The 19,698-nt window shown below is 65.5% G+C and carries 16 protein-coding genes; 6 read left to right on the top strand and 10 right to left on the bottom strand.

Going from position 1 to position 19,698, the window contains the following annotated elements; translation table 11 throughout:
* The first annotated feature begins 152 nt into the window (after nt 1–152).
* From N4264_RS10150 to N4264_RS10135, 4 genes are all read left to right on the top strand, one after another.
* Nucleotides 153–1,055, top strand: coding sequence for a GGDEF domain-containing protein (locus N4264_RS10150; protein WP_261696917.1), 903 nt, complete (start codon nt 153–155; stop codon nt 1,053–1,055).
* A 233-nt stretch (nt 1,056–1,288) separates the two neighbouring features.
* Nucleotides 1,289–2,428 carry an RNA ligase RtcB family protein gene (locus N4264_RS10145; RefSeq protein WP_261696916.1) on the top strand — a complete coding sequence of 380 codons (1,140 nt, stop codon included), beginning with the start codon at nt 1,289–1,291 and terminating at the stop codon, nt 2,426–2,428.
* The gene (gene prfH, locus N4264_RS10140) at nt 2,425–3,030 is read left to right on the top strand and encodes a peptide chain release factor H (RefSeq protein ID WP_261696915.1); all 606 of its coding nucleotides are present in this window, start codon (nt 2,425–2,427) and stop codon (nt 3,028–3,030) included. Before N4264_RS10145 ends, prfH begins: the two co-directional genes overlap by 4 nt.
* A gap of 188 nt (nt 3,031–3,218) precedes the next feature.
* The gene (locus N4264_RS10135) at nt 3,219–3,620 is read left to right on the top strand and encodes a hypothetical protein (RefSeq protein WP_261696914.1); all 402 of its coding nucleotides are present in this window, start codon (nt 3,219–3,221) and stop codon (nt 3,618–3,620) included.
* A 148-nt stretch (nt 3,621–3,768) separates the two neighbouring features.
* On the opposite strand, the gene N4264_RS10130 is transcribed toward N4264_RS10135, so the two are convergent.
* Nucleotides 3,769–4,311 carry a hypothetical protein gene (locus N4264_RS10130; RefSeq protein WP_261696913.1) on the bottom strand — a complete coding sequence of 181 codons (543 nt, stop codon included), beginning with the start codon at nt 4,309–4,311 and terminating at the stop codon, nt 3,769–3,771.
* Between the two features lie 365 nt (nt 4,312–4,676).
* Nucleotides 4,677–5,258, bottom strand: coding sequence for a hypothetical protein (locus tag N4264_RS10125; protein WP_261696912.1), 582 nt, complete (start codon nt 5,256–5,258; stop codon nt 4,677–4,679).
* 325 nt (nt 5,259–5,583) lie between these two features.
* Between N4264_RS10125 and N4264_RS10120 the strand changes: the two genes are divergently transcribed.
* Together N4264_RS10120 and N4264_RS10115 are read left to right on the top strand one after the other, a co-directional pair.
* Nucleotides 5,584–6,192 carry a hypothetical protein gene (locus N4264_RS10120; RefSeq protein WP_261696911.1) on the top strand — a complete coding sequence of 203 codons (609 nt, stop codon included), beginning with the start codon at nt 5,584–5,586 and terminating at the stop codon, nt 6,190–6,192.
* A gap of 357 nt (nt 6,193–6,549) precedes the next feature.
* A complete protein-coding gene (locus N4264_RS10115; RefSeq protein WP_261696910.1) occupies nt 6,550–9,810 on the top strand; it encodes a two-component regulator propeller domain-containing protein in 3,261 nt (1,086 codons plus the stop codon).
* Nucleotides 9,811–9,812: 2 nt separating this feature from the next.
* On the opposite strand, the gene N4264_RS10110 is transcribed toward N4264_RS10115, so the two are convergent.
* The 8 genes from N4264_RS10110 to N4264_RS10075 form a co-directional block, all read right to left on the bottom strand.
* Nucleotides 9,813–11,588 (bottom strand): acyl-CoA dehydrogenase family protein, encoded by a 1,776-nt coding sequence (locus N4264_RS10110; protein WP_261696909.1) that lies wholly within the window; start codon nt 11,586–11,588, stop codon nt 9,813–9,815.
* A 216-nt stretch (nt 11,589–11,804) separates the two neighbouring features.
* On the bottom strand, nt 11,805–12,458 hold the full coding sequence (locus N4264_RS10105) for a hypothetical protein (protein ID WP_261696908.1): 654 nt from the start codon (nt 12,456–12,458) through the stop codon (nt 11,805–11,807).
* Nucleotides 12,459–12,608: 150 nt separating this feature from the next.
* Nucleotides 12,609–13,868, bottom strand: a complete 1,260-nt coding sequence (locus N4264_RS10100; RefSeq protein WP_261696907.1) for a glutamate-5-semialdehyde dehydrogenase — start codon at nt 13,866–13,868, stop codon at nt 12,609–12,611.
* Nucleotides 13,865–15,010, bottom strand: coding sequence for a glutamate 5-kinase (proB, locus tag N4264_RS10095; RefSeq protein ID WP_261696906.1), 1,146 nt, complete (start codon nt 15,008–15,010; stop codon nt 13,865–13,867). Before proB ends, N4264_RS10100 begins: the two co-directional genes overlap by 4 nt.
* A complete protein-coding gene (locus tag N4264_RS10090; RefSeq protein WP_261696905.1) occupies nt 14,994–16,307 on the bottom strand; it encodes an argininosuccinate lyase in 1,314 nt (437 codons plus the stop codon). The genes proB and N4264_RS10090 overlap by 17 nt, the downstream gene beginning before the upstream one ends.
* 1 nt (nt 16,308) lies before the next feature.
* Nucleotides 16,309–17,268, bottom strand: a complete 960-nt coding sequence (gene argC / locus N4264_RS10085) for an N-acetyl-gamma-glutamyl-phosphate reductase (protein ID WP_261696904.1) — start codon at nt 17,266–17,268, stop codon at nt 16,309–16,311.
* Between the two features lie 31 nt (nt 17,269–17,299).
* The gene (locus N4264_RS10080; RefSeq protein WP_261696903.1) at nt 17,300–18,616 is read right to left on the bottom strand and encodes an acetylglutamate kinase; all 1,317 of its coding nucleotides are present in this window, start codon (nt 18,614–18,616) and stop codon (nt 17,300–17,302) included.
* Entirely contained in the window at nt 18,603–19,694 is a 1,092-nt protein-coding gene (locus N4264_RS10075) for an acetylornithine deacetylase (protein WP_261696902.1), read from the bottom strand. Before N4264_RS10075 ends, N4264_RS10080 begins: the two co-directional genes overlap by 14 nt.
* Nucleotides 19,695–19,698: the final 4 nt, after the last annotated feature.

The raw sequence follows: 19,698 nt of genomic DNA, 5'->3' as shown, positions 1-19,698 counted from the left end.
ACAAACGCTACGCGAGACGCCGCCCGGGAAAGGGCGCACAATCGGAAAAAAGGAGCCGCTTTACTCTGTCACCTTGTGCACCATGAAGCCACCGCCTCCGCGCGGATGCGGTCGTGGGGCGGACAGAGCCGGAAACACGGGAGGTGGGACGTATGGATATTCTGGTGGCGGATGACGATCCGGGATCGCGAAATGTCCTGGCGACCTTGCTTGAGACCATGGGACACACGGTCGCGACTGTCGACGACGGAACTGCCGCGCTGGCGGCGCTGGCCAAGGGGCGCTACCCCCTGCTGATATCCGACTGGCTGATGCCTGGGCTCGATGGTCTCTCGCTGTGTCGCGCCGTGCGCGCCCAGTCGGGCGCACCCTATACCTACATCATCCTGATCACGGCAATGGACGGGCCGGCCAATTACCTCGACGGTATCGATGCCGGCGCCGACGACTTTATCGGCAAGCCCGTAGATCCCAAGTACCTGATCGCACGGCTGCATGTCGCCGAACGCATCCTTTCGCTGCACGAGCGGCTGCGCAACCAGGCCACGCACGACCATCTCACCGGCCTGCTCAACCGGGGCGCCATCCTGGAAGCGCTCGACCAGGAAATGCAACGCGCTGCCCGCGAGGGGCACCACCTGGGCGTATTGATGGTGGACCTGGACCACTTCAAGCCGGTCAACGACGCGCACGGCCATCCGGTCGGCGACACGGTGCTGCGCGAAACCGCGCGCCGCATGCAGAGTTCCCTGCGCCCCTACGACCGGATCGGCCGCTATGGCGGCGAGGAATTCCTGGTCGTCGTGCCAGGCGAGCCACCGGCTGTCATCACGGAAATCGCCGAGCGCATCCGGCTGGCGGTGGCCGCCGATGCGGTCACCACGGCCGTCGGCGACATCGCGGTGACAGTCAGCATCGGTGTCGCCACCAGCAACGGATCCGCCTGCGAGGCCGGCCACCTCGTCGGGGTGGCCGACGACGCGCTGTACCGGGCCAAGGCGGCCGGACGCAACCGCGTCGAACCCTGCGCGCCACTCCAGCCGGACGAGACATGACAACAGCACCGGGGCGGCGTCACCGCAGGACCATCGTTGCGCCAGCGCGGCAAACGCACTAAGCTGCGCGCCCTCTTTCCCCCTACTGCAAAGGAGTACGCATCATGCAATCGCTGATCCGCCTTTGCGGGCCCCGCCTGGTCTGACGTTTCTCCGCCTCGTCGTCGAGGCGCCTGCGTTGCCCGGGCCTTGGCCTGCCTATCCAATTTCTTTGTCTTTTCTTGGAAAGGTATATGGGCAACTCTCCCATTCGGACCGTGTCCGAAGGCGTGCACGTCATCGCCTCGGACGACACCTGGATCGAAGGTCGCGCGATCCAGCAACTGGAAATCACCGCCCGCCTCGCGGGCATGCACACCGTGGTCGGCATGCCGGATCTGCATCCGGGCCGCGGCTATCCCGTCGGCGCCGCGTTCTTCTCGGTGGGCCACCTCTATCCGGCCCTCGTCGGCAACGATATCGGGTGCGGCATGGCACTCTGGCAAACCCGCCTGCCGGTTCGCCAGCCGGCCGACAAACTGGAAAAACAGCTCGGTTCCATCGACGGACCACTGGGCGAAGACTGGCAGGAAGCCGTCGCTGACGCCGGTTTTTCCCACACCGGGCACGAAAGGGCCCTGGGAACTATTGGCGGTGGCAATCATTTCGCCGAACTGCAGCGGCTGGACACGTGCCATGACAGCGACGCCCTCGCGCGGCATGGCATCAATGCGGAACAGTTGCAACTCCTGGTGCACAGCGGCTCGCGGGGACTGGGCGAATCCATCCTGCGCCGGCATGTCGACCGGTTCGGTCACGCCGGCCTCGTGGACGGGTCGGCCGAAGCCGAGGATTACCTCGGGCAGCACGATGAGGCCCTGCGTTTCGCAGTGTGCAACCGCCAGCTGATCGCCCGGCGCATGCTCGCCCGGTGGAAAACCGGCGGCCATCTTCTGGTGGATGTCTCGCACAATCTCGTGAGCCGTCACCGGCATGGTGAACGCGAAGGCTGGCTGCATCGCAAGGGCGCCACGCCGGCCCAAGGCACCCTGCTGGCAATCCCCGGATCGCGCGGGGACTACACCTATCTCGTCGAACCGGTGCCGAACGCCGCAAGCCTTGAGTCACTCGCCCACGGAGCCGGGCGCAAGTGGGTGCGCAGCGATTGCAAGGATCGCCTGCGCAAGCGCTACACCGTCGAGCAACTCCAACGCCCCCGTCTGGGCGGGCGCGTCATTTGCGACGACCGGGAATTGATCTACGAGGAAGCGCCCGAGGCCTACAAGCCGGTTGACTCCATCATCCGCGACCTGGTCGATGCCGGCCTGATCCGCCTGGTGGCACGGCTCACCCCCGTGCTCACCTACAAGACGCGTGCGAGGTGCTGCGAATGATTCTGTTCCAGCTTTCCTCGGCACAAGGTCCGGACGAATGCTGCCTGGCCGTCGCCCTCGCCCTGCGCCGTCTTCTGCGTGAAGCCCAGGATTCGGGCGTGACGGCAGCGGTGATCGAATCCGTCGCCGGGGATCGTCCCGGCACGTATCGCTCGGTGCTGCTGCAGCTGGAGGGCGCGGCCGCGGCGAGCCTCGCACGGGCCTGGGACGGAACCCTGCAGTGGATCTGCGCCAGCCCCTACCGCCGGCACGGGCGCAAGAACTGGTTTATCGGCGGCATCCGCTACGACGTGCCCGAATCGATCCCGTCGGGCAGCATCGTGTACGAGACACTGCGTGCATCAGGCCCTGGTGGACAGCACGTCAACCGCACGGAATCGGCCGTCCGGGCGACGCACGTCGAGAGCGGTATCAGCGTGAAGGTGCAATCAGAACGCAGTCAGCATGCCAACCGGCGTCTGGCGTCGCTACTTATTCTGCAGCGCCTCCAGGAACAGCAGCAGGAAGCGGGAGATCGCCAGCGCGCGGAGCGGCGTCTTTCGCACCACGCTGTCTCCCGCGGCAACGCCATACGAATATTTCGTGGCGATTCGTTCGAGTAGGTGACTATGTCGTGATGAAATCCGGGCCCGCCAGGGCCCGGATTCACGGGATCTTGGCGTTACTGAAGCGCGGCTTAGGCGAGCATGAAAGCCAGCTGACCCTGAATGGCCGCCGTGTTGCACCCAGTCAAAACACCGTGCTGCAATTCTCTGGCGCATCCCATCGCGCGCTTACAAGGAGATTACCCATGTTGCGCAAGCTGATTTCCTGCACCCTTGCCCTTGGCGCTTCGATGGCCGTGGCGGGTTCGGCAGTCGCCGCGAAACTGCCGCTGGATGGCGGCCCGAAATCGGGCAAGGTCGATTCGCAGGTGACGTTCCAGAACAATTCCGACTGGGCCATCGACCAACTGTATTTCTCGCGCGCTTCAAGCAACCACTGGGGCACCGACCAGCTCGGCAAGACCACCGTCGGCAGCGGCGACAGTTTCACATTGACACAAATCCCGTGCGGTTCGTACGACGTGAAGCTGGTCGACGAAGACGGCGACCAGTGCGAGATCACCAACGTACAGCTGTGCGCTGAGTCGCATACCTGGGCGATCTCGGACAAGGACCTGGTGAAGTGCCAGGGCCGCACCAACCAGTAGCATTGCCCCGCAAGGTTCGCGAGGGCCCGAACGGGCCCTCGTTTTCTTTCGCTCGGAGAAGACGCACCCGGGCCGCGAGGCCCGAAATCAGCGACCCGGATGCGGTGAAATCGTGCGCCGACGGAGAGTCATCGTCGCGCCTGAAGCCTCAATGCGCCAGCTGGCGACCCAGAACGATCGGTTCGTTGCGCGTTTGCGCCTGCGCACGCAGCAGCAGGTAGTCCACCCGCCGCACCATGACGCCCGCGAATGCCTCACCCCTGGACTTGCTCAGGAGGCGATGGAACCGTGCCAGAAGCTGTTCCAGTTCACTGCGCGATTCACGCCGGTCCAGCGCCCAGACGAAGAACATGGCGCGAACACCGGCTGCGGCCAGCGCGGTCGTCCGCATGAACTGCTTGGCCAGTACGAGCGGCGAGGGCCCGGGGCCTGCCAGCTGGTCCACTTTCTCCATGGTTGAACGCGCGGCCTCGGCGCCTTCACTCATGCGCACCAGGCCCGCCGCCTCCAGCTCACGCAGCATTTTGTCGACATCACCAAGTCCGCGGAACTGGTCGCGGATGTCGTGCACGGCGAGGCTGCCCTGGATCGAAATCAGCACTGCCCGTGTCCGCGCCGGCAGGTTGTAGCGCCGCGCTGTGACTTCCCGCTGCCCTTCGAGGGTTTTGACCGGTATAGCGTTCTCGTTCATGGGAATCCCCCTTGCCTGCCTGGTTCACGCCGCTTTGTCGTCGCGTCTACGTTTCCTTGACGCGCCGACGTCGGCTTTCCGTCGTGCTGTCGGTGTAGTGCCGGAAAGAAGGTCTTTAGAATCCGCTACTTGATGCTCAAATTCCGTTCCGGCGGGATACCTAGAGCAGTATCGGTGCCAACGGCAGGCGAACCCGGCCGTTGCCGTCGCAATCGCACCGCCGCACGGGGTTCGTCGTAGAAGACAGGTGAGCACCACCCGCATTCGAACCTGCGGCCGTCACGGTGAATGCTGCGGGCGCGGGAACGCGCCCGCAGCAGGGCGCACGCCATTGCCCTGGCAACCTGGCTGATCAGGGAGCGGTCTTATTCCGTCGGCGCGGGATAGAACTGGTAGAAGATTCCGAGCAGCGTCAGCGACCAGAGCAAGGCGCCAATGACGAGCCAGAACCAGTTGGCTGCCGTCAGGGTCTTGTTGCTGCTGCCGGCGGGATCGCCGTGTGCGGCGTTGATTGCATCCTGCGCACGGGACAATGGAATGCACATGCCGACCGTCAGTACCAGCGACAAGATCATGAAGCTGACCTCCTCGCCCGCCGCACGGGCGAGGAGATTGGCCGCAATGGCAGCGACGACGTAGGCCCACGCCATGTTCGAGGCCGACCAGGCAAAGGCCGGGCTCTGCTGGCGCACCCGGCTGTCGATATGGGCGAACAGCGAATGCGTGAAAAACACCGAGAACAAGGCCCGGGGAACCGGCCACACATTGGCGCGCGCCGAATCACGATACGCCGCCCAGTTGCGGTAGAACCAATACGGCACATACAAGCCCATCGTCAGAACCGCCAGCATCCAGAACTTGTACGGCGCAACGACGTAGAACGCCTCGGATTCGTCCGGACTGTCGCCCAGACGGGACTCGGGAACACGATAGTGATTGTCGTCCACGTCGGAACTCCGCAGGCGTGATGGCAATGAATCTTCCGTCCTGCGAGTTTGATGCCGGAACGGATAAGGCGCGGACTGTGCCAAACCTTGCGCTCACATGCCAGCACTCGCCGGCTCCGCCCCGGGCGCCGACAGCCCGTCGACGGCGCACCAATTCTTTGACGCGGCCCGGGCGACGTACCGGTGTGTGCACGGCAACGACCTGAAATTTCTCGATTTTCCCAGCCATTGACCAAGGCATGCCGCATGCATGAGGCCATCTGCGGCGTGCACCGCACCCGCCACTCTTTTCCACTTTTACTTTTTATACAACGGAGCACCTCCCATGCGAACGTTCCCCGCACTTGCCCTCGTCGTGCTGTCCACGTTGGTGATCGGCGTGTCTGATGCTGACGCTGCGGGTCGCGTAAAGGCGCGCGGCGCCCAGGCGAACAGCTCCGGCGGCGTCACGGCCGGCAGCGCGGGCGCAGCACGCGGCCCGAACGGCGCAGCGGGAGCCGGCGCGCGTGGTGTTGCCACTGACGGCCAGGGCAACGCCGTTGCCGGCAGCGCTGGTGCGGTACGCGGTCCCGGTGGCGGCCGTGCGGCACGCGCCGGCGCCACGACCGTCACAGACGACGGCACCGTCGCGCACCGTTCCGGCGCCGCCGCGCAAGGCCCGAATGGCGGCAGTGGCGCGACGGCCGGCGGCTTCAACCGCAACGCCGACGGTAGCGTCACCGGCGCACGCTCCACGCGCGCGCAAGGGGCAAGCGGCGGTACCTATGCCGGTGATTCCACCTACGCAAGTGGCCAGGGCGCGCGCCACACCACTACCGCCACAGGAGCCGGCGGCAACAGCTACCAGGGCGAGACGAGCGTGAAGAAGGGCGACGGCGTCAACCACTCCGGCACCTGCTACGACGCGCAGGGCAACCCGATTGCCTGCCGTTAGCAGCTCGCCCACCTTGCTGCCATCCGCGGTCGGGTGCGCCATCGGCCAGGCGTGGCCGCTACACCTGACGGGGCCGGTGCCGTCGCGGAATCTGTGACGCTTTGCAGCGCCGTGGTACGCCCCGGCCGGCGGCGGGTACACTCGTCGTGCCGGGACGTGCGCGCTCTGCGCTGGCAGCCACCCGCGCAACAGGAGGCGGTTACGGTGACTGGCCAGTCCCAGCGGAACCCCCAGTGGGAGCGGTTCCGTCCTCGCCGGGCTTTGCGGGCTTGCGCTGTGGCCCTTGGCTTCCTGCTGGCGCTGTCGCACGCGCCAGCGACAACGGCGGAGGCATCGAGGCGTACACCCGAGGGGCGATTGAGCTTCCGCACTTACGGTTCTTCCCAGGGGTTGGCCAATCCCGGTGTCGTGCAACTGGTGCAGGACGCGGCTGGCTTTCTGTGGGTCGGCACGGAGAACGGGCTGTATCGCTACGACGGCCACCGCTTCGATGCCTACGGCATCCGCGAGGGACTTCCCTCCTCACAGGTGGACGCCCTGAAGATCGACACCAGCGGCCTGCTGTGGGTCGGCACGCATGCGGGCCTGGCGCAGTGGAACGGCAGCGGATTCAGCGCCATCAACGACGTGCCCGGGGTCACCGGCATGCAGGTGAATGATCTGGCGGCCAACAGCGAGGGGCTGTGGATTGCGACCGCCGAGGGACTCACCCACGGCGTGGCGCAGACGGCTTTCCGCCGCGCAACCGGGTGGCCGGCGGGCGAAGCGACGGCATTATGGTCGGGAGCCCGCAGCGGCACGATATGGGCTGGATGGTGGAACAATTCGGCGCGCGTCCTGGCCTGGAAAGAAGGTCGCTGGATCAGCTACGAAGCACCACCCGAACACGCGCTCGAACGCATCGACGGCCTGTTCGAAGACGATGCCGGCCGCACCTGGGCCCGCACCTCTCGCAGCATCTGGATGCTCTCCCATCCGGGCGCCCGTTTCGAGCCGCAAAAAGCGCCTATTCCCCTTTTCAGCAACAGTGGCTACTTTTCACCGGGAAACCATGGCGATTTCTGGATTCCGACCGGCCAGGGCATCGCCCATTTCGATCACGATCGCTGGAACGTCATCGACGAAGCGCATGGGTTGCCGACCAACTGGGCCCGCACCGTGCTGCAGGATCGCGAGGGGTCGGTCTGGATCGGGGCACTGGGCCTGTTGCGCATCGCCGGGCGCGGCGTCGTGCAAAGTTATACCAAGTCCGACGGATTGCCCGACAACGTGGTCTGGCAAATCCTGCGCGACCGCAACGACACGCTCTGGATCGGCACGGCGCACGGGCTGGCGCGGTTCGATGGTCGCCAGTGGATCACTGTCACCGATACCCGCGCCAATGCCATCCGTTCATTGTTGGAAGCGCCGGATGGAACGTTCTACATGGCGGGCATTCCGGCTAACGAAGTGATCCGCTTCCGACCGCCGGATGGGCCCGTGGAGCGAATACCACTGAGTCCCGAAGCGCCCGCCAAGCGGATCTTCCGCCTGGTGCTCGATGACGAGGGAGTCCTGTGGGCCAGCACCGACGGCGCCGGGCTATTCAGCGCCGACACGCGGACAGGTACGCCGCAGTTCCGCCAGGTCGCGCTTCCCGGCGGCAACAACAAGGAATACATCAGCGATCTGCACCGCGACGCGGCGGGACGCCTCTGGGCAGCCGGCCAGTTCGGCCTGGCCGTGCGTCATGAGGGCACCTGGCACCGATTCACGCGGGCAGACGGGCTGCGGCGGGATCACGTGGCCTACGTCAGGGCCTTGGGCAATGGAAACCTGCTCTTTGCCTACTTCGATCCGGTGGGCGCGGCCGAGGCGCGCTACGAATCAGGTAGCTTGAAAATGCTGCGCCACTTCGCTTCGGATACGACGCACACTCCCGACAAGATCTTTATCGTCGGCGAGGACGCGCACCGTCGCCTGTGGTTCGGCGGTGGCGAAGGCATCGACCTGGTCAGCCCCTACGGCACCGAGCATTTCGGCATCGCCGAAGGCATGCCCGGCGAGGACTGCGCCGCGATGGCCTTCCTGGCCGAACCCAACGGCGATGTCTGGATCGGCACGTCCGCCGGGCTGGCCCGCTTTGACGGGTCGGCACATGCGAAGCTGCCGGTGGCCGTCGCGCCACCGCCCGTTTTCGTCGGACTGCGGCTGGGCACCTCGCCGATCACGCCTGGCGGCGCGCCCGTGCGCGTTCCGGCCACGCAGAGCCATTTCGAAGCGCGATTCGCGGCGCCCAGCTTCGTGCGCGACGGTACCTTGCAGTACCGCGTGCGCCTGCATGGTCTGGAAGAAGACCCCCATGTCAGTGATAACCGCGATGTGCGCTATCCCGCACTGCCAGCGGGCGACTATCGCCTGGAAGTGGCCGCGCGGATCAGTCCAGCCGGCGCCTGGGGCCCGTCGCGTTCCTTTGAGTTCACAGTACTGCCGCCCTGGTGGCAGACCTGGTGGTTCCGGCTGCTGCTCGGCCTCAGCGCGGTCCTCGTCGTACTGCTTGGGGTGCAATGGCGCGTGGCCGCATTGCACCGGCGTAATCGCCTGCTGGAAGAGCACGTCGAACACCGCACGCGCGAGCTGAGCGTCGCCCACCAGCGGCAGAGCGAGGCACTGGAAGCGCTCAACCAGGCCAACGACCAGCTGCTGACGGAGATCAACGAGCGATTGTCGGCCGAACGCGCCGTGCAACAGCGCAACGTGGAACTGGAAACCGTCAATCGCAAACTCGCCGGCACGCAGACGCAGCTGCTGCAGTCGGAAAAGATGGCGTCGGTGGGCCAGCTGGCCGCCGGCGTCGCGCACGAAATCAATACGCCAATCGGATACGTCCAGGCCAACCTCGGCAGCCTGCGCCTCTACGCCGAGAACATGTCCACCCTGCTTGCCGCCTACGCGACGCTGGAAAAGGCCCAGTACGCCGATACACCGGAATACCGCAATCTGCAGGCGCTGCGACGCGACCTGGACATGGACTTCGTACTGGCGGATACGGCCAAGCTGATCGATGAATCCCAGGACGGTTTGCAGCGCATTGCACAGATCGTCCGCGACCTGCGGGATTTCTCCCGCATCGACGTGCACCCGGGCATGCCCGAGTGGCAGGCGATGGACGTGCGGACAGGACTTGAAAGCACCCTCAACATCCTGGCACATGCGATTCGTGACCGCGTCGAGGTGGTGCGCGAATTCGGCGATGTGCCGCTGATCACCGCCATCCCCTTCCAGATCAACCAGGTGTTCCTGGCCATTCTCGTCAACGCGTTGCAGGCGATTTCCGGACGCGGCCGCGTGACCGTGCGCACCAGCGTCGACGGCGCCCGTGTACGCGTGGACCTGTGCGACACGGGCGTCGGCATCGATCCGGCACACCTGGGCCGGATCTTCGAGCCATTCTTCTCAACCCGGCCGGTTGGTGCGGGAACCGGGCTGGGCCTGTCGGTCGCCTGGAGTATCGTGGAACGCCACGGCGGTACCATCCAGGTCGTCAGCGAACCGGGACACGGCAGCTGCTTTGCGGTGTTCCTTCCGATTCACCCGCCCGCCCGACGCAACAGCCCCGACGGATCTCTCATGCATTGACCTCAGATTACATCCCAGGCGTAGTCGCCGCGCTCCAGGATGCGCGCCGCCAATGCGTCCATCTCCGTATCGGCATTGCGCTCCAGGCCGCGCACATTGCGCGAAAGACGTCGCCGCGCCTGCCGGGTAAACACTTCCGCAATCTGTACGGCCGCCACCGCGTCGGCATGCGCCGCGCGAACCAGGGAATCGGCGCGCGACAGCACGCACAATCCCACGAAGAGATCGATCGCCATGTCCGCCACCCGCTTGAGCGCGTATTGCTGGTCGGCAATGGACTTTCCGTAGCGGCGCAGCAGCGCATCGGAACTTTTGGACAGCTCGACGACGTACCTCTCGTACGTCGCGGCGGCCCGTCGCAGCGGCGGCGACAGCTCGCGCAGGATCTTGTCGGTGCCGTAGCCGGTCGTTTCGCGCACGCGACGGCTGGCGTAGGTGGTCAGAACGCCAAAGCCCTTGATGGGATCGTTGAAAATGTTGCCCACCGCCGATTTCAGGTTCGACAGGGTGGCGCCGACGTCCTTCAGGCCGGAAAGGCCCACGTATAGTCGCAGGATTTCGTTGGTCCCTTCGAAGATGGACAGGATGCGCGTATCGCGGCTGATCTGCTCATAGGGATATTCGCGCATGAAGCCGTTGCCGCCGGCGATCTGCAATGCCTCGTAGCTCGCACGCTGCACGGCTTCGCTGGCGAAGATCTTGCTGATCGCTGCTTCGACGGAATAGTCGGCGCAACCGCTGTCGATGTAGTGCGCAACCATCCAGACCGCGCTTTCCGCGGCAAAACAGTCGACGGTCATCTGCGCGATTTTCTCGCGCACCAGCCCGAATTCCGCGATCGGGCGTCCGAACTGCTTGCGTTCCTTGGACTGGGCCGTGGCCAGGCGGATCAGCGCCTTCATGCCGCCAACCGCGCCGCCGCCAAGTCCCGTGCGCCCATTGTTGAGGATCGCCATCGCAACCTTGAAACCCTTGCCGACCTCACCCAGCACGTTGGCGGCGGGAACCGTCACGTCTGCAAACGCCACCGTCGTCGTGGAGGACGCACGGATGCCCATCTTGTCCTCGTGCGGACCATGGCTGACCCCCGGCCACGCCGCCTCGACGATGAAGGCGGTCATCTTGCCCTCGGGGGTGTCGGTTCGCGCGAACACCGTATATAAATCCGCTATTCCACCATTGGTGATCCAGATCTTCTCGCCACTCAAGGTCCAGCTGCCGTCGGCGTTGCGCGTCGCACGCGTGCGCACGGATGCCGCGTCCGAGCCGGCGCCCGATTCAGTAAGGCAGAACGCGGCGATCATCTCGCCGCTGGCGAGCCGGGGCAGGTACTGCGCCTTCTGTTCCGGGGTGCCGAACAGCAGCACGCCCTTCATGCCGATGGAGCTGTGCGCACCAATGGTCAGGGAGACGGAACTGTCGTGCTGGCTCGTCTGGCAGAGCACGCGGGCGTAGGCCGCATTGGATAGCTCCAGTCCACCGAAGGCCTCGGGGATGATCAGCCCGAACAGCCCCATGTCGCGCAGCGCCTGGATGAACTCGGCGGGCTGCTCGGCGATGCGATCCCAGTGCTTGAGCTCCGCCTGCTTGTCGGCCAGGAAGGCATCGATGGCATCGGTCATCGCACCGAGCATTTCCCGGTCGCGCTCGCGCAGTGCGGGATAGGGAAAGAGGTTTTCTTCGACAATCTCACCGAAGAACAGACCTTTCGCCACGCTCTGGTCGTGGCGCAGTGCATCGCCGGAAGATGCTGCCGCGGGCGCGGGTGCGGTATTCATCGCCACTGCCTCCTGGGGGAACGTCCGGCAGTGTCCATCGCCTATGGGAGGATCGCAAGCGGCGCGCCGCCGCAGCGGATACGCGAAAACGCGCCGGTGGCGTGCACCGGCGCGTTCGATTCATGGCGGCCGTTGCGACGTCAGGATGCTGTTTCAGGCGCAGCCCGAAGGCACGGTGCGGACGCCGACCCTTGCGTCCGCACCATGACCGCGTCGTCAACGGGTGTTGGCTACTATCAGGTCGGTGCGCGCGGCGAGGTACTCGCCCTGCGACCATTGCACCATCGCATCGAGCGTCGGTGCACCGGGCGCGGCGAAGCCGGTCGTCGCCAGGTCAAGCTCGCGCCGCTGTGACACACGCGGTGCGTTGCTCCACTCCGGACGGCAGGAACGACTGCTGCCAGGCTCCACGAGCGAGAGCATGCGACCAGATGGACGATAGCGGTAGTTCGCCTGCAGCTGCGGATCGCAGCCGCCGACCAGCACGTAGTTCATGTCGAGACGACCGAGAATCGCCGACGCCAGGACAGCGGCACTGGTGGCGTCGCCGGATGCCACGATGGTGATGTCGGCGGCTTCCACACCCGCCGCCATCATTTCGCGCGCCTTCCTGGCCACGCTTTCGGCGTAGGCGACCACGTCGCCGGATGCATCGGGCTGCATCGCCTGCACGGCAAACCCGCGCTCGCGGTAGCCCTTTCCGAGCGCCTCACTGACCACCGTCGGCTGGGCATCGGCCAGCACCAGGGCCTGGCGCTCGGCCGCATCGGCAAATGAGGGCGCCAGCACGGCGCCGCCGACCACAGCGATCAAGGCACGAACCCAGAAGGTGTGACGGGCACGATCAGAAATTTCCGCGAAAGACCACATGGCAGCGCTCCGACGAATTGGATTGGCTGACCGGGTTCCGCTCCTCATCGGGCGGTACGTGTCAGTGTCCGTTAGGATGTCGGCCGAAGCACTTTGGTTGCGCCAGATCGGCTCGAAATTGACCCAACTGATGGCATATACGCAGCTGGTTCAGGTGGGAGCGTGGCGAACCTGGCCGTTGCCGCGCACGACAAAGCGCTCGATGGTGAGCGATTCCGCTCCCATCGGACCATAGGCGTGCAATCGGGTGGTGGAGATACCAATCTCGGCGCCCAGGCCGAGCTCGCCGCCATCGGAAAAGCGCGACGACGCATTCACCATCACCACCGCCGAGCGCAGGCTGCGTACGAAATGATCCGCGCGTTGCGCATCGCGCGTAGCGATGACTTCGGTGTGATCCGAGCCGAATCGCCGGATGTGGTGGATAGCCTGGTCGATACCGTCGACCACCTTCACCGCCAGCACCAGGTCGAGAAATTCGGCCGCGTAGTCGTCATCGGTCGCCAGCGTATGATCACCGGCAATGGCGATGCCGCGTTCGCACAGGCGCAACTCGACCCCGCGGGCCCTGAGAGCTTGCACCGCGGCTGGAAGGAACTGCCCCGCACACGCGCGATGGACCAGCAGTGTCTCCAGCGCGTTGCAGACCGCCGGGCGCGTGGTCTTCCCATCCACCAGGAGTGCCAGCGCCAACGCCAGGTCCGCGTCCTTGTCGACGAAAAGATGGCAGACACCCTTGTAGTGCTTGATCACCGGCACGCGCGCGTGCTCGGCGACAAACCGGATCAGCCCTTCGCCACCGCGCGGAATGGCAAGATCCACAATGTCCGTCAACTGCAGGAGTTCGACCATGACCTCGCGGCGCGTATCCTCCACCAGGGTGATCGCGTGCGGTGAAATACCGCTAATCTCCAGCGCGCGCCCCAGCGCGGCCGCGATGGCGCGGTTGGAATGCAGGGCTTCCGAACCGCCGCGAAGGATCACGCCATTGCCGGCCTTCAGGCAGAGACCCGCCGCGTCAGCGGTGACATTCGGCCTGGCCTCATAGATCATTGCCACCACACCGAGTGGCACGCGGACGCGTTCGATCGTGAGGCCATTGGGCCGGGTTTCCCGACGCGTCACGCTCCCCACCGGATCCGGCAATCCGGCCACATGGCGCAGTGCGTCAGCCATGGCACGAACACGCGCCGGATCCAGAGCGAGCCGATCCAGCATCGCCGAAGAGAGCGCCTTCTGCCGCGCTGCAGCCATGTCGAGCGCGTTGGCAGACAGGATGGCATCGGCATCGTGTTCGATCGCCTCGGCCATCGCCACGAGCACCGCCGCTTTGCGCGCCGCATCCAGCGCTGCCACGGTCGCGGCGGCGTCGCGGCAGGCCAAGGCCAAGGTACGGATCGAGTCAGTCATGCGGACACTGCTCCTTCCAGGACGACCAGATCGTCGCGATGCACAATGGTTTCGCCGTAGCTATAGCCCAGCAGGGCTTCAATCTCGCGCGACTTGCGGCCGGCCACGCGGCGGATCTCCACGGCGCCGTACTGGCACAGGCCACGTGCGATGGTGCGACCCTCTGCATCGACGATGTCCGCCACGTCACCGCGCGCGAAATCGCCATCGACGGCCACCACGCCGCTGGGCAACAGCGACGCGCCCGCGCCATGCAGGGCGCGCACCGCGCCGGCGTCGACGCAAATGCGCCCGCCGTTGCCCGGTGTGTGGCGCAGCCAGTACTTGCGCGCGTGCAGTCGCCCGCCTTCGGCGCGAAAGCGGGTGCCGCAGAGGCGGTCGACAGAGAGATCGCGCAGAACATCCGCCCGGGTGCCATTGAAGAGCAGCGTCGGAATGCCGGCGGCTGCAGCCTTGCCCGCCGCTTCGACCTTGGTGGCCATCCCACCGGTTCCGACGGTGCTGCCGGCGCCACCGGCCATCGCGATGACGGCAGGCGTGATAACCGGCACGTCCTCGACAGGAACGGCATCGCTGTGCGTGCGTGGATTGGCCGTGAACAGGCCGTCGATATCCGTGGCAATCATCAACACGTCCGCATCGACCAGTGCAGCGACGATCGCGGCGAGATTGTCGTTGTCACCCAGCTTGAGCTCATCGACAGCGACCGTGTCATTTTCATTGACGACAGGCAGCGCACCCAGGCCGAGCAGTTCGCGCAGCGTCGCGCGGGCGTTCAAGTAGCGGCGGCGGTTACGCAGGTCGTCATGGGTCAGCAGCACCTGGGCAACCGGTCGATCGAAGAAGCGCTGCCACAGCGCCACCACGCTGGTCTGACCGATCGCCGCCAGCGCCTGCCGCGCGGCAAGACCGTGGGCTGTCTCCGGCTGCGAACGGACCAGGGCACGCCCCGCCGCCACGGCACCGGAGGACACCAGCACGATTTCGCGACCGGCGCGGTGCGCCGCAGCGATGAACTCGGCGATACCAAGAGCGTAGCGCGTGCTCAGGCCGGCGCCGTCCGCCGCCAGCAGGCTGCTGCCGACCTTCAGCACGGCGCGGCGCCAAGGAGGAAGTCCGTGCGGACTATGCGCGGGACGCATCGCTGATCTCCCCGGCCTGCCAGCGCCGTTCAAGCTCCGCCAGACGCAGGTCAGCAGCGCCGCCGGGGGACACGCGGGCCGCAAGGCTGGCTTCCGGTGTACGCCCCTGCCCCGCTTCGTTCGCCGTATCCGCCGCACGCCGGTAGGCTTCGCGGAACGGCACGCCGGCGGCGGCCTGCTCAATCGCCACGTCGGTGGCATACATGCTGCTCTCGATCGCCGCGCGCATGGCGGCGGCATCCCAGCCCAGCTCACGCAACAGATTCGGCAAAAGCGCCAGAGCACCAAGCCCACGCGTGAATCCATGCACGATGGAGCCCTTGGAAAACTGCAGATCGCGCTGGTAACCCGACGGCAGCGAAAGCAACTGTTCCACTTCGCAGCGTGCGGCCGCCACGGCGGAATAGCTCGCCCGCATCAGCTCGACGACGTCCGGATTGCGCTTGTTTGGCATGATCGACGAGCCCGTGGTGTACGCGGCAGGCAGCTGCACGAACCGGTACTCGGCGGTGGTGAACAGGCTAAGGTCCCACGCCAGACGACGCAGATCGAGCAAGGCGCCCGCCAGGGCGTCGAGCGCCGCCAGCTCGAACTTTCCGCGCGACAACTGCGCGTAGATCGGCGACAGCTGGAGGCGGCCGAAGGCCAGGCGCTGCGTCGTGAAATCCCGGTCCAGCGGCAGGTTGACGCCATAGCCTGCCGCAGTACCGAGCGGATTGCAGTCGACCAGGGCCAAGGTGTCGGCCGCGCGCCGGGCGTTATCGATGAACGCCTCGGCAAAGCCGGCGAACCACATTCCCGTGGACGACACCACCGCCCGCTGCAGGTGCGTGTAGCCGGGCATCGGCAGGTCGTCGCGCGCGGCCCGATCCAGGCAAACGCGCGCGACGCCACGGCATAGCGTCACCAGCTCGGCCAGCTTCTCCTTCAGCCACAGACGCGACGCGACCAGGATCTGGTCATTGCGGCTGCGCCCGGTGTGCACCTTGCGTCCGATATCCCCCAGTCGCGCAATAAGACGTGCCTCGATGGCCGAGTGACCGTCTTCGTAGCTGTCGTCCAGGATAAAGCGGCCGGAATGAAAATCCTCGCCCAGTTCCGCCAGTTCACGTACCAGCTGCGCCGATTCCTCCGCCGTGATCAACCCGATGCGGGCGAGCCCCTCCACATGGGCCTGACTCGCCTGGATGTCGTGCAGGAAAAATTCGCGGTCGAGCAGCACGTCGTCACCGGCGAGGAATTGCATGATGCGCTTGTCGACTTCGACACCGGATTTCTGCCACAGCAGTTCGGACATGTCAGGGCTCCGCCTTCGATGCGGTCACGGGAATTGCCGTCAGCTCGTCAAAGCCAAGGGCACGGTTGAGATTCTGCAGGGCCTGCGTTGCGGCCCCCTTGAGCAGGTTGTCGATCGTGGCGACGACCACCAGACGCTTTCCGCCCGGCGCCAGCGCGAATCCGCCGATCTCGCAGCCGTGGTCGCCGGCGATCCGGCTGACCCAGGGCGCCTCGTCCACGACGCGGACGAGCGGCTCGGCCGAATAGCGCTCGCGATACCGGCCAGTGACTGCCGGCAAGGTCTGCGGTGTCTGCAGCCACAGGTTGACGGTCATGGTGATGCCGCGAAAGTGCGGCGCTACGTGCGGCATGAATTCCACGGGCAGGCCCAGATGTTCGCTGACCTCCCGCTCATGCACGTGGCCGACCAGCGAATACGGCATCAGGTTGTCGCGCAATTTCTGCGGATCGTTCTTGTCGGACGGCGTCGTTCCGGCGCCCGAATAGCCGGAAACACCAAAGCAGGTCGGCGGGCCGGCCAGGAGATCCTTGATGGGCGCGATCGCCAGCTGCATGGCCGTGGCATAACAGCCGGGATTGCTGATGCGCCGCTGGTCCTGCCAGGCGGAACGGTACAGCTCGGGAAGCCCGTAGTACCAGCTGCGATCGAAGCGGTAGTCGGCCGACAGGTCGAGCAGGATGGTCGAGGATTCGCCCATCGCCTCGACGTAGGGAGCAGCCTTGCCGTTGGGCAGGGCCAGGACGACAGCGTCCGCGTCATGGGCGGCAGTCTGAGCGGGGTCTAGATTGGTGTAGCGCAGATCGCCACGGTAGTGGGCATTGTGATCGCTGACGCGCTGGCCATCCAGCTCACGTGACGAGACAAAGGCCAGCTCCAGGCCCGGATGTCCTGCGATCAGGGAAATCAGTTCGGCGCCGGTGTGACCGCGCGCGCCGATGATGCCAACGGATTTCTTCATGGACGACGGAATCTCCAGGGGTTCAGGGCCGTCAACCGATCAGGGTTGGCGGCCGGTCGCGGCAATGGTCCACGCAGAAGGCGATGTCGGAAAAATCTTCCAGCCCATACCAGAACACTTTCCACTTTTCCTGCTTGAAGCAGCCATCGGATTCGGCGTAGTAGAACGGATTGACCAGGTTGCCGTGTCGTGAGCGCCAGAACAGCTGCGGCACCTCCTCGCGCATCACCTGCCACACGGCACGCCCCAGTCCCTCGCCCTGCGCCTCGTCGAGCACCGCGAATTTGTCGAGATAGGTATGCCCCTGGACCTCCGTCAGGATCACCGCGGCGCGATAGTTCTCGCTGATGTAGACGCACTGGGGAACTGTGCGCTCGAAGTAGTCCGCGACCAGGCGCCGCCCGAAACTCGACTCGATCAGCGAGCGCAGGCGATCGCAGTCGATGCCCTGCCAGGAATGGAACTTCAGGACTTTCTCGCCGCGCCGCACCAGCGTGCCCGAGCCCTTGTGGGTGAAGAGTTCCTTGGCCAGCTCGGCCGGCCGCGTGATCGAGATCGAGGACGTCAGCGGCAGGCGGTCCAGCAGCAATTTGATCTGCTCGATCTTCAGCCGCATGCCCGAATGCAGCCACGGCTGCGCCATCAGATGATCGTATTCGGTCGACAGGTTGATCGAATCGATCACCGCCTCTTCACCGTCGAGCAGGCCACCCGTGCTGGTCAGGAAGATGATCTTGTAGGGCTGCAGCACCTGCACCAGCTCATTGGCCGCGAAATCCGCATTGATGTTGAGAATCTGACCGCCCAGTGTTTCGCCCAGGCTCGCGATCACGGGAATGGAGCCGGCGTTGAGGCTGGCTTCGATCGGCGCCAGATTTACGCCGGTCACCTCGCCGACAAGGCCGTAGCGTTCGCGGTCCATGAACTCCGCGTCGAAGACGCCGCCGACGATTGAGGTCGCACGCGCGTCCGTCGCCTGCAGCGATTCGACGAGCTTGAGGTTCTCGGTCAGCATAACGCGGCGCACGATCGCCAGTGCCTCGGGTGAAGTCACGCGCAGGCCGTCGATGGTCTGCTTCTGGATGCCAGCTGCGGACAGCTGTTCGTCCAGCTGGGGACCGGCACCGTGCACCACGATCGGTGTCAGACCCACCTGCTGCAGGAATGCCAGCGAAGAGGTCAGCGCCTCCAGGTCATCGCGCAGAACGGCGCCGCCGACCTTGACCACGGCGAAGCGCTTGGCGTCCAGCTGCGAAAAACGCTTGAGGTATTGGTGTATTTCTTTCGCGCTGGCCATGCTCGACAACAGGCGCACGATCGTCTGGCGTACATCTTTATGCGCATGCATGGTCGATGATCCGTACATAGCTTTCGGTTACTTTCTGCAATTGTTCCAGGGCGACCCATTCGTCGGCCGTGTGTGCCTGCGCGATATCGCCAGGACCGTAGACGAAACTGGTGTAGCCGGCGGCCGAGAAGAGCGATGATTCAGTCCAGAAATCCACGGCATTTCCGATCGGCAGGCCCAGTTCGTCCGCAAGGTCGCGCGCAGCCAGCCGGCGCGACTCCGCGGCGGCGATGTCACCCGCGGGCAGCGACGGGCCACGAAACGTTTCCTCGAACTCGGCGGGCGCAGGTTCCGCGAAGGCGCGGAATGTCCCCAGCAGTTCGTCCGTCGACATGCTCGGCAGGGGACGGAATCCGAACCGGACTTCGCACGACGGTGCGATGACATTCGGCTTGATGCCACCGTCGACGCGACCGATATTGAAACGCAGCCCGGTCAGCCCGCCGAAGCGGTGATGCGATTGCGCCTGGACGTAATCGAGTGCCCGGCCGCCCCAGCGCATCGCCTGGTGTACCGCGCTGTCCGACAGCGCGATGTCGCCCGACGCGTGCCCTGCGCGTCCGGCGAGTCGCATCCGCACGGCGCTGATGCCGCGATGGGCAAGAACCGCTTCGGCACGCGTGGGTTCGGCCACGATGACGGCGTCAAACGGCGGCGGATCCCGGAGGAAGGCCGCGATGCAGCGTGCGTCGTTGGCTTCCTCGTCAGTCGTGAACAGGAAGGCGCAACCGCCCGAAGTGTGCGCCGCGGCCGTGAGCAGGGCGGCGGCGGCGCCCTTGATGTCGCAGGCGCCCAGGCCGATTGCGCGATCATCCGTCACCAGCAGCTCGTGTGGATTGCGCGACCAGGTCGGCGACGCGGGCACGGTATCCAGGTGAACATTGAACAGAAAGCGTGGTTTTCCACGCACCGAGTACAGGCTGACTGCGCCGGCACCATGATCGGTCACGGTGTGGCTGAAGCCGGGCAAGGCCGCCTTGAGATGGTCGAAGATGCCGCCGGTGCCGATATCCCGCGGCGGATTGCGCGTGTCGCAGGCGACCAGGGCACGCAGGTGGTCCAGTGTCGTGGCGATCATGGGC

The sequence above is a fragment of the Tahibacter amnicola genome, assembly GCF_025398735.1.
Lineage (GTDB): Bacteria > Pseudomonadota > Gammaproteobacteria > Xanthomonadales > Rhodanobacteraceae > Tahibacter > Tahibacter amnicola.
This window is presented reverse-complemented; position numbering and strand designations above follow the sequence as displayed.

Excerpts from the sequence above, each read along its gene's own strand:
- N4264_RS10150 (WP_261696917.1), top strand. The coding sequence starts at position 153 with ATGGATATTCTGGTGGCGGATGACGATCCGGGATCGCGAAATGTCCTG.
- N4264_RS10145 (WP_261696916.1), top strand. The coding sequence starts at position 1,289 with ATGGGCAACTCTCCCATTCGGACCGTGTCCGAAGGCGTGCACGTCATC.
- prfH (WP_261696915.1), top strand. The coding sequence starts at position 2,425 with ATGATTCTGTTCCAGCTTTCCTCGGCACAAGGTCCGGACGAATGCTGC.
- N4264_RS10135 (WP_261696914.1), top strand. The coding sequence starts at position 3,219 with ATGTTGCGCAAGCTGATTTCCTGCACCCTTGCCCTTGGCGCTTCGATG.
- N4264_RS10130 (WP_261696913.1), bottom strand. The coding sequence starts at position 4,311 with ATGAACGAGAACGCTATACCGGTCAAAACCCTCGAAGGGCAGCGGGAA.
- N4264_RS10120 (WP_261696911.1), top strand. The coding sequence starts at position 5,584 with ATGCGAACGTTCCCCGCACTTGCCCTCGTCGTGCTGTCCACGTTGGTG.
- N4264_RS10110 (WP_261696909.1), bottom strand. The coding sequence starts at position 11,588 with ATGAATACCGCACCCGCGCCCGCGGCAGCATCTTCCGGCGATGCACTG.
- N4264_RS10105 (WP_261696908.1), bottom strand. The coding sequence starts at position 12,458 with ATGTGGTCTTTCGCGGAAATTTCTGATCGTGCCCGTCACACCTTCTGG.
- N4264_RS10100 (WP_261696907.1), bottom strand. The coding sequence starts at position 13,868 with ATGACTGACTCGATCCGTACCTTGGCCTTGGCCTGCCGCGACGCCGCC.
- proB (WP_261696906.1), bottom strand. The coding sequence starts at position 15,010 with ATGCGTCCCGCGCATAGTCCGCACGGACTTCCTCCTTGGCGCCGCGCC.
- N4264_RS10090 (WP_261696905.1), bottom strand. The coding sequence starts at position 16,307 with ATGTCCGAACTGCTGTGGCAGAAATCCGGTGTCGAAGTCGACAAGCGC.
- argC (WP_261696904.1), bottom strand. The coding sequence starts at position 17,268 with ATGAAGAAATCCGTTGGCATCATCGGCGCGCGCGGTCACACCGGCGCC.
- N4264_RS10080 (WP_261696903.1), bottom strand. The coding sequence starts at position 18,616 with ATGCATGCGCATAAAGATGTACGCCAGACGATCGTGCGCCTGTTGTCG.
- N4264_RS10075 (WP_261696902.1), bottom strand. The coding sequence starts at position 19,694 with ATGATCGCCACGACACTGGACCACCTGCGTGCCCTGGTCGCCTGCGAC.